We start from the raw sequence: 12,842 nt of genomic DNA, 5'->3' as shown, positions 1-12,842 counted from the left end.
ACAGACGCGCGGTGACCGTGCGTGTGCGCCCACGAGCAAGGACATGACATGACGAACACTCCGCACCAGGGACCGTCTCAGGGTTCCGGTCCAAGCGCCAACTCCGATCTTCCGCCTTCGGCACCGTCGGCCCCGCCGGCGCCGAACGCCCACCAGGGCTCTGGCCAAGCGCCCCAGTACCAGGCGCCCCAATTCCAGCAAGGCGGGCAGGGCCAGCAGCCTCAGTACACCCCGCAGGGTGCCCCGCAAGGCTTCCCGCAGAGCCAGCAGGCTTCGCAGAGTTTCCCGCCCAACGGGCAGTTCCAGCAGTCCCCGCAGAACCGGCAAGGTCAGTCCAGCCAGCAGGCTCCTCATCCCGGCAAACAGTTTGGCCAGGTCGCATCGTTCATCGGCAACCCGTTGCCGACGCTCGGCGCAGCTTTCGCCTCGTACGCGGCGGGGCTTATCGTTGCCGCGATCGTCGTGGGGCTTCCTCTCCTCGGCTCGATGGTGCTGGACACGCCGAGCATTATTCCTGACCCGAAGGGCGGCCCCGCAGGAATGGCCGTCGCCGGTGAGATAAAGCCGGACACGCCAGAGTTTCTCTATATCCTCGGCGCGCCCTTCCAGGTAGTTTCGATGGCATTCCTCGGCTCGTACACGAGCCACGTCACCGTGAAGGGGAACCTGGGTGGGGAGGAAGACGCGGCCTTCTCCCTGTATTCGAGTCTGGGGCTCGTGCCCTTCCTCGTTCTTGCGGCTGTACTCGGCGGCGCTTTCTTCGCGGGTCGATTCATCGCGAAGCGCAAGCCGAACGAAGGCGCAGTTGCGATCTGGGTCCAGGCGGCGGCCTCGAGCTTCCTCGTGGCCACCATTTCCACCCTCCTCACATGGGCGCTTGCCGTGCGCGCGAGCGAGAAGGCCGACAGCTACGGCGTGAAGTACGAGATGAACATGAGCGTGCACGCCGCGGGCATCCTTCCGTTCCTCGCAATTCTCGTGCTTCTCACCCTTGCGCTCGTCGCGGGTCGCTATAGCGTTCGCGCCCTCCCGAAGAAGTGGCCGCTCGTGAGCGAATGCCTCGATGCGGCAAAGCTCGCACTCCTCTACGCCGCGACAGCCGCCATCGTTGGCCTCGTGTGCGCCGTGGCCGTTGTGCTCATTGCCGCCATCAATGAGGGGCACTTCGGTGACAGCCTCAAGATGCTCGTGATGCTCGTCCTCACCCTCCCGGCAACGCTCTTGACGGTGCTCTTCACCTACTTCGGCCTCGCGACCTTCTCGCCAGTGAACTACGCCTTCGGTCTGGGTCCCTACGCTGGACTCCTGATTAGCCAGGATGGCGACATGGTTTCGGTGTTCACCCTCCCTCACTGGTGGATGATCGTCCCCGCGATCCCGTTCGTTTTCCTCCTGATGTTCGTGTTCGCTGGCGTGTGGGCGAAGTCCCGTCACCGCGTGCAGGGCAACACACTCGCGACCGTGACCTCGTGGGCCGCACTTCCCGCGATGTTCTTCGTGCTGAGCGTCATCGGCATCATTTTCGCGACCCTCAACTCGAGCTACGACGCGAGCGGCGCACGCGACGTGCTTGAATCCGCAGGCCTCGCGAACTTCGAGGGCGAAGCGCACGCGGGCGTGAGCCTCGCGACGCCGTTCATCGCCGCAATCGTGGGCATCCTGATCGAGGTCATTTCCCGCTTTATCGCCCCGTTCTACTCAGCGTTTGTGCCCGCCGTCGTGGGCGGTTTTGTGCACAAGCAGCACGGTGCGAACGAGGAGTATCCCGCAACCGAGGTACAGCAGAAAAAGGTTGACTTCGCTGCCCTCGCGACGAACGTGCAGAACCAGGCGCAGAACTTCGGGCAACAGGCCCAGCAGGGCCAGACCAGCACCCCGCAGCAGGGTTACCAGCAGGGCCAGTCGACTGCTCCGCAGCAAGGCTATTCGCAGCAGAATCCGGCTCCGCAGTACGGTCAGCAGCCGAGCGGGCAGGGTTACCAGCAGGGTCAGCCGAGTGCTCCGCATCAGGGTTATTCGCAGCAGAACCAGGCTCCGCAGTATGTCCAGCAGCCGAGTGCTCCGCAGGCGCCCGGGTTCACGCCCGAACAGGCCTACGGCTACGGGCAGCACGACCCGCAGGGTCAGCAGCAGCCGCCCCAGGGCCAGTAGGCGTCTGCGCGCCCCGGCCAAGGCCGGCACGTGTGAACTGTGTGTCCTTTCATGAACTGACATCTGCCTTCGTGCCGCGTTTCACGGATACTGGAGCGCGTGATCACACTTGACGGCCTTACGAAAGTCTTCCCCGGAACCGGCGGTGCCGAGGTTCGCGCCCTCGACGGCATCTCACTGAATGTCGCCGAAGGCGAGATCCACGGCATCGTCGGCCGCTCCGGCGCTGGTAAATCGACGCTGATTCGCTGCCTCACGGGGCTCGAAAAGCCCACGAGCGGGACCGTTCGGATCGGCGACACCGACATCGCCGCGCTCAACGGTCCTCAGCTGCGAACGGCCCGACGGAAGATCGGCATGGTCTTTCAGCACGCGAACCTGCTGGATTCGCGCACGGCCGCACGCAATATCGCGCACCCCCTCGAGATCGCCGGCTGGCCGCGCGCCGAGATTCGCGAACGCGTCGCGGAGCTCGTCACTCTCGTGGGACTCGAGGGCCGCGAAAACAACTACCCATCTCAGCTCTCCGGCGGGCAGATTCAGCGCGTCGGTATCGCACGCGGCCTCGCGGCACGACCCCAGGTGCTGCTGTGCGACGAACCCACGAGCGCACTCGATCCAGGAACGACCAGGCAGATTCTTGCGCTCATCAAGAACCTCAACCGCCGCCTCGGCATCACGGTCCTCCTCATCACCCACGAGATGAGCGCGGTACGCGAAATCTGCGACCACGTGACTCTCCTCGAGGACGGCGCGATCGTGCAGACTGGCACGCTCCTCGACGTCGCCTCCGACCCCTTCGGCCGACTCGCCAAAGAGCTCATTCCGCTCCCGCCGGCACCCACGGGTGTCGATGCGAAGATCGTCAACCTGGACTACGGAAAATCGCCGGTCGTCAACAACGTGAACGACATCGTGCGCTTCACCGAGGAGCACGACGCCCTCGCCGAGGTCGTCGCCGCGTCGATCGAAACCATCCAGGGGCAGCAGATCGGTCGCGTGCAGCTTGCGCTCCGCAATGCCGATAACAGTCCCATCAGTGCGCCGGGCTTCGCCAAGTTTGTGAAGGACTGCGCAGACAACAACATCGTCGCCGCGGAGGTGCAGCCGTGACCCAGTGGTTCCAGGAGTTTTTCTCCGACCCGATCTTTACCTCGACGAGCACGAATAACTCGCTGTGGATCAACACGGGTCTCACGATCTACATGGTCGCGTGGACCATGGCACTGAGCATCGTCATCGGCATTCCCCTGGGGATCGGCCTTTTTGAACTCTCGCGTGCCCACGGCCGCGTTGCCCGACTCGCCTATCAGGTGCTCGGCTTCATCGTGAACGTGCTGCGCAGCTTCCCCTTCGTCATCCTCATCATCGCCCTCCTGCCACTCGCGAAGGCGATCGTCGGGCGAGGAACGGGGCCAAACGCCGCCATCATCTCCCTCACGATCGCCGCCGTTCCCTTCCTCGCGCGACTCGTTGAAACCGCGCTCAGGGAAATCCCGGCCGGCAAGCTCGAGGCAGTCGAGATGATGGGAGCCAGCCGATTCCAGGTGATCCGGCATGTGCTGCTCGCTGAAGCGCTTCCCGGCATCATCGCCGGCATCACCACGACAACGATTGGCGTGGTCGGCTACACCGCGATGGCGGGCACCGTCGGCGCCGGTGGCCTCGGTGACCTGGCCTTCCGCAAGGGGTACTTGAGCTACAACGACACGGTCATGATCACGACCGTCGTCGTCCTCGTCATCCTCGTTGTGATCGTTCAAGTCGTGGGGGACTGGGCGTCCCGGGCGGTCGATCACCGAGCTAAGGGCTAGGCGCACGCGGGTTCACTGCGGGGCAGTCCGACGTCGGACCCGCCCAACCGATCCCGCCACGCACGTTGTTGTCACGAAACGTCACATTTCTCGCGCCAGGTACGTCGCCCGGGGCAGGCTAGTGCCACACGAGATCATCTAAGGAGACCATCATGACGAACCTCAACCGCCGCACCCTCCTCACCTCCGCCGCCGGACTCGCGGGCATTGGCTTGCTGAGCGCATGCGTGTCGAACTCCCCGGGCACCGGTGGGGAGAAGGGTGAATCGGGCCCCAACTCCGTGCTCAAGGTCGGAGCCTCCCCCGTTCCTCACGCCGAGATTCTTCAGTTTGTGAAGGACGAGCTCGCGAAAGACGCTGGGCTCGACATCGAGATCGTCGAATACACCGACTACATCCTGCCGAACAAGGACCTCGAGGCGGGCGACACCGACGCGAACTTCTACCAGACCCCGAACTTCCTCAAGAACGAGATTGAAGAAAACGGCTACAAGTTCACGGCCGGCAAGGGCGTGCACATCGAGCCTCTTGGCCTGTACTCGGAGAAGGCGAAGAGCGTCGAAGAGATCGCCGAGGGCGGCGAGATCGCGCTCAACAGCGATCCCGCGAACACCGCGCGTGGTCTGAGGCTTCTCGAATCGGCGGGGCTCATCTCGCTCGGTGACGCCCCCGAGGACGCTCTCGTCAAGCCCGAGGATGTCAAGGAGAACCCCAAGAACCTCAAGTTCACCGAGCTCGAGGGCGGTCAGATTCCCCGTTCGCTCGGTGACTTCGCCGCGGCCGTCATCAACGGAAACTTCGCGCTCGAGGCGGGGTTGAAGCCCAACAAGGATTCGCTTTTCCTGGAGCCAGGGGAAGACAGCCCCTACGCGAACCTCCTCGTATGGCGAAGCGAGGATGACGGTAACGAGCATCTCAAGAAGCTCGAAGAGCTCCTGCACTCGGCCGAGGTGAAGGCCTTCATCGAGAAGACCTACACCGACGGCTCCGTCATCCCCGCTTTCTAAGAGGGCGTTAGATCAGTTCGGTCGCCCCGAGCTGATCGAGTACGAAGGCGTATTCCTCGGCGCGCTGCTCCCACTTGGCGTAGCGCCCCGAGCGCCCGCCGTGGCCGGCGACCATCTCGCACTTGAAGAGGATCGGGCGCGCGGGAATCGCCTCTCCGCCCTCGTAGTTGCGGGTTTCCTCGCGAAGGCGCGCAACCCACTTCGCGGGCTCGACATAAAACACGCGGATGTCATTGAGGCTCGTCGTCGCGAGGATCGCCGGGTACTGCACGCCCTGGATGTTCTCGTACGGCGTGTACTCCTTCATGTACTGATACACCTCGGGATCCTCGAGCGGGTTGCCCCATTCTTCCCACTCGCCGACGGTGAGCGGGAGGCTCGGGTCGAGGATCGTCGTGAGCGCATCGACGAACGGCACGCCTGCGACGATCACGCGGAACGTTTCGGGGGAGAGGTTCGCGACCGCGCCCATGAGCAGGCCGCCCGCGCTTCCGCCATTTGCTGCGATGCGGTTCTTGTCGAACCAGCCTTCGCTCGCGAGGAACTGCGCCGATTCCACAAAGTCACTGAACGTGTTCTTCTTCGCGAGCTTCTTGCCGTTCTCGTACCACTCGCGGCCCATCTCGCCTCCGCCGCGAATGTGCGCGATCGCGACAACAACGCCGCGGTCCATGAGGCTCAGCCAATACACCGAAAGCATCGGATCCGTGGGGACTTCGTAGCTTCCGTAGCCGTAAAGGAAACCGGGGTTCGTGCCGTCGGGCTCAATATCGGCGCGTGCCATGAGCGAGATCGGGATCTTCGTGCCGTCGTGGGCCGTCGCCCACAGGCGCTTTTCTACGTACTTCGTGCGATCGAAGTTCGGTACAGGGGTTTCCTTGAGGATCTCCGGTTCGCCACCCGATGCGGGAATCTGCGCGACGGTCGTAGGCGTGAGCATCGAGTCGAGCGTGTAGCGGATCGTCTCCTCGTCCCAATTGCGATTGTGCGCGAGGTAGACGGCATCGAGTTCGCCGCCGTGCGAAATGTCAAAAGCGGAGGCAGTGTCCCAACCCGTGCTGCTCTCGGCACTTTGATCGCCGCTCACCTGATCGCGCTGCAGTACACGGACGGTCGGGAGACCCGCTGCGCGCATCGTGATCGCCACGTGGCTCTCGAAAGCGTCGGCCCCCTCGATGCGCTCGCCCTCTGCGGGGGCGAGGATCTCGCGCCAGGTTTCTTGCGCCTCGGCGCCGCTCGCGTCGAGCTCCTGGCGCGCAAGCGCGAAGCCCTTGTGGTCGCGGTTGTGAATGACGAGGTAGTGATCGTCCGCGTGCTCGACCGAGTACTCGACGCCTTCGACGCGACCCGCGACCGAGCGCGGTTCCTGAATCGGGCTTTCAAGGGAGGTCACGAGGGCCTCGCCGGTGACGCGTGAGGCCGTCTCGATGATGAGAGCCTTGCGGTTGCGGCTCGCGCCCGCGTAGGTGGTGAATTTCTCGTCGTCCTCGCGGAAAAGAAGGCGGTCTTCCGACGCTGGCTTGCCAATCTCGTGGACCCAGATTTCACACTGACGCCAGGCTTCATCATTCTTGGCGTAGACGATTTCCGAGCCGTCGAGGGAGAACGCGAGACCGTAGGCAACGTCCTTGACGGAATCGTCGATCACGTCGCCCGAAGCGAGGTCCACGATGCGAAGCGCATACACCTCGCCGCCAGAAGTATCCACGCTGTAGGCGAGGCGGTTCGATTCGTCGTTGAGGGTGATGCCGCCGAGCTGGAAAAACTCCGTGCCCTCCGAGAGTGCTTGTGCATCGAGATACACGTGCTCGCCGGGAAGCAGTTCGTCGTTTTCGGCATCGATGACGGGACGCTCGGGGCTATCCGCGAGGGCGATGCGGCTAAAGCGCGGGTAGTTGTCGCCCTCTCGCGTGCGCGAGATGTACCAGTAGTCCCCATCGCGAAACGGAACCGAGCTATCGGTCTCCTGCGTGTGGTTCTTGATCTCCGCGACGATCTGATCGCGGAGCGGGTGAAGCGGCTCGAGGATCTGATCAGCGTAGGCGTTTTCGGCGTTCAGATGGTCGAGGACCTCCTGGTTTTCCTTGTCGCGCAGCCAGTCAAAGTTATCGACGACCGTGTCGCCGTGATGCGTGCGCTCGATGGGCTTCTTCGCCGGTACCGGCGGCTTCATGAAAGTGTTGTCAGTCATAGGCACAACCTTATAGGGGCCTCAGCCGTCGGACCTGCGCGTTCCGAGCTGCGTACCGAGGGCCTTGCGCTCGTGCTCCTTCGGTGTCCGCTTCGCGAGTCGTTTCTCCCGCCTGTCACGTGACCTGCCTCCCACCAGGTAGCCTCAACTTTGACGCCAGGCGACGAATCGGTAAAGTGTTTCGCGGTAGCGTGTCCGAGCGGCCGAAGGTGCAACACTCGAAATGTTGTGTACGGCAACCCCGTACCGCGGGTTCAAATCCCGCCGCTACCGCCACGAAAACGAGCCGTAGCCTCAAGCTTTGGGGTTGCGGCTCGTTTGTTCTTCCGGCCCGGAGTGCGAGCGGCGGCTCGTGCGCGACAACGAGGTGGCGAGAAATGGCCAGAACCGATCGTCACGGTTTGACCGTGAGGGATCGACTCGCCCTCGATGCGGCCAAGCTCTACTATTCGGGACTTTCGCAAGCCGAAGTCGCCGAGCGTCTTTTCGTTAATCGCGCGACCGTGTCGAAGCTTCTCTCGACTGCCCGACGCAAGGGGCTCGTTCGTACGGTGATTCGAGATCCAAGGGAAATGGACACGGAACTGTACGGAGCGCTCAACGCCGCCTACGATCTCTCGAGCCTGCGCCTCGTGGTGCCGGTGGGCCGCGGTCCCATGGATAAACGCCATGCACTCGGTGACGCGGGTGCCGAACTCCTCGAAGGGCTCGTGCAGGTCTCCGACACTCTCGGGATGTGGTGGTCGCAGACGACGTGCGAAGTTGCGCGCGGGTTCCGGCGCACGGCAACCCGGGGCGTGAGAATCGTGGGGCTCAACGGCAGCGACGATTCGGCGCACGACCTCGCGGCGTGGGAATCCGCCCGCGAGCACATTGAACGGGAGCTCGGGTGGGAGACCGTGGCCGCGCGCACCCCGCACATTTACTCGAGCCTCAGTGACAAGCTCGAGAGTGAGCGCACCCCCGAGGCGAGGGCGGTGCGCGCCGCCCAGAACGCGTGCCGCATCACCGTGTTTAGCACCAGCAGCGCGCACGCACTCATGGCGCGCCAGCCGGACACGCTGAGTGAAGACGAACGTGCGCGGATCGAGTGTACGTCCGTTGGGCACATATGCGGCCACTTCATCGATGCCGATGCGCGGATATGCGAGCCGATCGTCAATCAGCGAACCTCGGGTCTCCCGCTAGCAACGCTCCGCAACGTCGAGCAGAAAGTCCTCGTGGCCTGTGGGCCTGACAAGGTTGCCGCCATGGATGCGATCCTCGCCAACAGGTACGCGAACCACCTCGTGACCGACGTCGACACGGCACACGATCTTGTGCGCATGAGCGAGGACCGTCAGCGAACCCGCGCAGATTCGCCAATCGCCGAGCCTTAATGGCACAAATGTGCCAATTCAGCCTCCCGAACGGTGCGCGCGCGTCCCTAACCTAGTGCTCTCTTCACACAAAGGAGTGAGCATGACTACACCGAACCAGATTGTGGACCACACTCTCCTGGCCCCCACGGCAACGCCTGACGAAATCGAGGCTCTCTGCCGCGATGCGCGCGATAACCGCTTCTACTCGGTATGCGTGAGCCCCACCTACGTTGCACAAGCAGCGAGCCTGGTCGAGGGGAGTGACGTGCACGTGTGCACAGTCGTTGGCTTCCCCTCGGGCGCTCACACGAGCGCCGTGAAGGCCTACGAAACTCGCACCGCAGTCGACGACGGGGCTGACGAGATCGACATGGTCATGAACCTCGCATCCGCAAAAGCCCACGACTGGGCCGCGGTCGAGAACGACATTCGCGCAGTCGTCGAGGCGGCTCAGGGGCGAATCGTCAAAGTCATCCTTGAAACATGCGTCCTCGAGGACGACGAGATCGTCGCGGCGTGCACCGCCGCGCGCGCTGCCGGCGCCGACTTCGTCAAGACCTCAACGGGATTCGCGGGCGGGGGAGCAACCACCCACGCGGTTCAACTCATGCGCGAGACCGTCGGACCCGACATGGGCGTCAAGGCCTCAGGCGGCATTCGCACAGCGGCAGACCTCGACGCGATGGTCGCCGCGGGCGCAACACGCATCGGATCCTCCGCAGGCGCCGCTCTCCTGACCGCGCAGGGCAACTAACACACCACAATTGACGAAAGAGGAGGTCACCGATGACTTCACCACAGACGACGAACGTCGACCAGGGGATTCCTAACACGAGCTGGGGGCTCATCAAAGATCCGACCCGACAGCTGCGCGACGGGTATCTGACGAAAACCCCAATCTTCCAATTCATTCTGCTGTCGATCTGCTTCCCTATGTGGGGCGCCGCGGCGAGCATGAACGACATCCTGATTACGCAATTCAAAGCCGTCTTCGACCTTTCGGACGTTGCCTCGGCATTCGTGCAGTCGGCGTTCTACGGCGGCTACTTCGTCATCGCGATTCCCGCTTCTCGCGTCATTCGACGCACCTCGTACAAGACCGGCCTCCTCATCGGCCTCACGGTGTACATCGCGGGTTGCATGCTCTTCTTCCCCGCGTCGACGATGGCGACATACACCGTGTTCCTTGCCTCGCTGTTCGCGATCGCCATCGGCCTTTCCTTCCTGGAGACGTCCGCCAACACCTATTCCTCGCTCATCGGCGATAGAAAACACGCGACGCTTCGCCTGAACATCTCCCAGACCTTCACCGCGCTGGGGTTCCTGTCGGGCGCCGTCATGGGCAAGTTCCTCGTCTTTGAAGACGGAGATGCTCTCCACAACCGCATCGCCGCCGCAGGCTCCGAAGCCGCGCGTATGGAGATCACCGAAGCCGCACTCGGTCGAACCCTCGGCCCCTACAAGATCATCCTCGCGATCCTCGTCGTCCTCGTCGTGCTTATTGCGATCACGCAGTACCCGCACTGCAAACCGCTCAATAGCGACGCGAAAGAGGCCGAAGCTTCCATCGGCGAAACACTCGCCTACCTGGTGAAGAACAAGATGTTCATCGGCGGCATCATCACCCAGTTCTTCTACGTTGGCATGCAGACCGCTCTGTGGTCGTTTACGATTCGACTCGCGCTCAATCTCGACCACTCGCTCAATGAGAAGACCGCCGCGAACTATTTGATCGCCACGTTTATCGCCTTCTTCATCGGCAAGATCATCGCCAACGTTCTCATGACCAAGATTAACGAGGACGTCGTGCTGCTCATCTACTCGGGCCTCGGCATGATCACGATCCTCTACATCGTTCTCGCGCCGAACTTCACGAGCGTCTACGCGGCGATCGTCGCCTCCGCACTCCTCGGTCCGGGCTGGGCAACGATCTACGCACGTAACCTCGACACGATCAAAGACAAGCGCTTCACCGAAACGGGCGGCGCCATCATCGTCATGTCGATCATCGGCGGCGCGGTCATTCCCGTCGTCCAGGGCTTCATTTCCGATTCGACGGGCTCGATGCGCTTCAGCTTCATCGTGAACTTCGTGTGCTTCCTCGCGATCTTCATCTACTTTGTTGCGCAGTACAGGTCTTCCCACAAGGAATCGCTCACGACGGAGGCAACGAAATGACCCTGACAATCCCGCTCAGCGAGGCGCAGTTTCCGCAGAGTCCGCACACCCTCTGCGCGAACGAGTCGTTCACCGTAGAAGCATTCCGCTACCCGAACGGCATCGCCTCCATCACCCTTCGAAACTCGCGAGGCTCGCTGGAGATCCTGCCGTTCATGGGCCAGATCATCTGGGGAGCCGAGTTCGACGGCATCGACCTCACGATGACCAACATGTTCGAGCAGCCCATGCCGGCACGCGAGATCGTGGACACCTACGGGTGCTTCGCTTTCCACTCCGGCCTGCTCGCTAACGGGTGCCCGAGCCCCGAGGACGACCATCCGCTGCACGGAGAATTCCCGTGCCTGCCGATGGCGAGCGCCCGCCTGGACATTGACGACGACGCTCTCTCGCTCGTCTCCGTCGGCGAATACGTCAAAGGTTTTGGGCATCACTACCGGGCGGAGCCTCGCGTGACACTGCGAAAGGACAGCGCGATCTTCGACATCGGCATGGCTGTCACGAACCTGTCTGCGTACCAACCGATGCCTCTCCAGTACATGTGCCACATGAACTACGCCTTCGTGCCGGAGGGGCAGATGTCGCAAAACCTCCCCGAGGGCGCCTTCAAGCTGAGGTCCACGGTTCCCGCACACGTGACACCGACCCCGGCATGGGAGGCCATTAACGCCAGCATCACGCGAGGGGACGTCGACGCAGACTCCTTGCACGGCGCCGAAGCCTTCGATCCAGAGATCGTGTACTTCGCTGACGACCTCGCGCAATACGGCGAACGTGTGTACTGCGAACTGGCATTGCCCTCCGGGCCTCGGTTCGCGACGGAATTTTCGAGCGAGGAGTTTTCCACGGCCACGCGGTGGATCCTCCATAATCCTGATCAGAAGGTCGCCGCCTTCGTGCTCCCCGGCACGTCTCGCCCGGAAGGCTTCAAGGCGGCACAGGCCCAGGGGACGCTCATCCAACTGGAAGCCGGACAAACGCGCGAATTCTGCGTGAGGACCGGGCTACTTGCCGAGAACGAAACACTTGACGAAGGAGAACTGTCGTGAGCATCGCTGTCGTGGGGTCGAACATGGTTGACCTCATCTCGTACATCGACCGCATGCCTGCCGAGGGCGAAACCGTCGAAGCCCCGAACTTCACAATGGGGTGCGGCGGTAAAGGTGCCAATCAAGCCGTTGCGTGCTCGCGGCTCGGCTCGAACGTCACCATGGTGACGAGGGTCGGCAACGACATCTTTGCCGAGAACACGATCCGGAATTTCCAGGACAACGGCATCGACACCACCCACGTGCTCACGACCGAGGCGACGAGTGGCGTGGCCCCAATCTTCGTTGATCCTGATTCGAAAAACTCGATCATCATCGTCAAAGGGGCGAACGCGCACCTGACCCCGCAAGACGTGGAGAATGCACGCGAGGAAATTGCGAAGTGCAGCCTCATCATGCTTCAGCTCGAGATCGAGCTGGAGACCGTGTACTCCACGATCGAGCTCGGTAACGAACTCGGAATCCCCGTTCTCGTCAACCCCGCACCGGCATCCCCCGAGCTGCGCCTCGACAAGATCCGTGGGGCCGAGTTCGTCGTGCCGAACGAAACGGAGCTTTCGCTCCTGTCAGGTATGCCCGTCGACGACATGGACGATGTGCTGAAGGCTGCTCAGGTGCTCCTCAACGTCGGTATTCGCAACGTGATCGTGACCCTCGGCCGAAAGGGTGCCGTGTGGGTGCACGAGGGCGGCTCGACCTACGTTGACGGGCGTGCGGTTGGTGCAGTCGACACCACGGGTGCGGGTGATGCATTCATCGGGTGCTTCTCCCACTACTGGGTTGAAACCGGAGACATCGAATATGCCATGCGCATGGCGCGCCTGTATGCCTCCGACTCCGTGACGCGGCACGGCACTCAGACGTCCTACGCCACGGGGGAGGACTTCCGTGGCCGCCTGGCAAGTGACATCGCCGAGGTGAACCTTCCGGGCGCGGCCAACGAGAAGAAGGCGTAGCGACGAAGAACCCCTTCGTAAACCCGCGGGGACTACGGGCGGCCGGCTCGTAGTCCCCGTCTTTTATGTGACCTAAGGCCCTAAAACCGAGTCAAATGAGCGGCTTTTTGGGTTGTTTTATGGTGTGGGCCACGA

At 62.7% G+C, this 12,842-nt stretch carries 10 protein-coding genes and 1 tRNA gene; 10 read left to right on the top strand and 1 reads right to left on the bottom strand.

Annotation, left to right across the window (positions count from 1 at the left end; genetic code table 11):
* The first annotated feature begins 48 nt into the window (after positions 1 to 48).
* The 4 genes from HMPREF3157_RS02220 (at position 49) to HMPREF3157_RS02205 (ending at position 4,972) form a co-directional block, all read left to right on the top strand.
* Positions 49 to 2,151 carry a hypothetical protein gene (locus HMPREF3157_RS02220; RefSeq protein ID WP_070435416.1) on the top strand — a complete coding sequence of 701 codons (2,103 nt, stop codon included), beginning with the start codon at positions 49 to 51 and terminating at the stop codon, positions 2,149 to 2,151.
* Positions 2,152 to 2,250: 99 nt separating this feature from the next.
* Positions 2,251 to 3,264, top strand: a complete 1,014-nt coding sequence (locus HMPREF3157_RS02215) for a methionine ABC transporter ATP-binding protein (protein ID WP_016663702.1) — start codon at positions 2,251 to 2,253, stop codon at positions 3,262 to 3,264.
* On the top strand, positions 3,261 to 3,965 hold the full coding sequence (locus HMPREF3157_RS02210) for a methionine ABC transporter permease (RefSeq protein WP_210386254.1): 705 nt from the start codon (positions 3,261 to 3,263) through the stop codon (positions 3,963 to 3,965). The genes HMPREF3157_RS02215 and HMPREF3157_RS02210 overlap by 4 nt, the downstream gene beginning before the upstream one ends.
* A 152-nt stretch (positions 3,966 to 4,117) precedes the next feature.
* Entirely contained in the window at positions 4,118 to 4,972 is an 855-nt protein-coding gene (locus tag HMPREF3157_RS02205; RefSeq protein ID WP_081976413.1) for a MetQ/NlpA family ABC transporter substrate-binding protein, read from the top strand.
* Between the two features lie 7 nt (positions 4,973 to 4,979).
* On the opposite strand, the gene HMPREF3157_RS02200 is transcribed toward HMPREF3157_RS02205, so the two are convergent.
* Positions 4,980 to 7,163: a S9 family peptidase gene (locus tag HMPREF3157_RS02200; RefSeq protein ID WP_070435415.1), complete on the bottom strand. Its 2,184-nt coding sequence runs from the start codon at positions 7,161 to 7,163 to the stop codon at positions 4,980 to 4,982.
* A gap of 185 nt (positions 7,164 to 7,348) precedes the next feature.
* On the opposite strand from HMPREF3157_RS02200, the gene HMPREF3157_RS02195 reads away from it, so the two are divergent.
* From HMPREF3157_RS02195 to rbsK, 6 genes are all read left to right on the top strand, one after another.
* Positions 7,349 to 7,439 (top strand) — tRNA-Ser (locus tag HMPREF3157_RS02195).
* Positions 7,440 to 7,540: 101 nt separating this feature from the next.
* Positions 7,541 to 8,542 carry a sugar-binding transcriptional regulator gene (locus HMPREF3157_RS02190; protein ID WP_070435425.1) on the top strand — a complete coding sequence of 334 codons (1,002 nt, stop codon included), beginning with the start codon at positions 7,541 to 7,543 and terminating at the stop codon, positions 8,540 to 8,542.
* Positions 8,543 to 8,624: 82 nt separating this feature from the next.
* Positions 8,625 to 9,278: a deoxyribose-phosphate aldolase gene (gene deoC, locus HMPREF3157_RS02185; RefSeq protein WP_070435414.1), complete on the top strand. Its 654-nt coding sequence runs from the start codon at positions 8,625 to 8,627 to the stop codon at positions 9,276 to 9,278.
* Between the two features lie 32 nt (positions 9,279 to 9,310).
* Positions 9,311 to 10,702 (top strand): L-fucose:H+ symporter permease, encoded by a 1,392-nt coding sequence (gene fucP, locus HMPREF3157_RS02180; RefSeq protein ID WP_016663708.1) that lies wholly within the window; start codon positions 9,311 to 9,313, stop codon positions 10,700 to 10,702.
* Complete coding sequence (locus tag HMPREF3157_RS02175) at positions 10,699 to 11,751, top strand: aldose 1-epimerase family protein (RefSeq protein WP_016663709.1); 1,053 nt, start codon at positions 10,699 to 10,701, stop codon at positions 11,749 to 11,751. The genes fucP and HMPREF3157_RS02175 overlap by 4 nt, the downstream gene beginning before the upstream one ends.
* Positions 11,748 to 12,707: a ribokinase gene (gene rbsK, locus HMPREF3157_RS02170; protein ID WP_070435413.1), complete on the top strand. Its 960-nt coding sequence runs from the start codon at positions 11,748 to 11,750 to the stop codon at positions 12,705 to 12,707. Before HMPREF3157_RS02175 ends, rbsK begins: the two co-directional genes overlap by 4 nt.
* Positions 12,708 to 12,842 lie beyond the last annotated feature (135 nt).

It is taken from the genome of Dermabacter sp. HMSC06F07, assembly GCF_001807345.1.
GTDB lineage: Bacteria > Actinomycetota > Actinomycetes > Actinomycetales > Dermabacteraceae > Dermabacter > Dermabacter hominis.
This window is presented reverse-complemented; position numbering and strand designations above follow the sequence as displayed.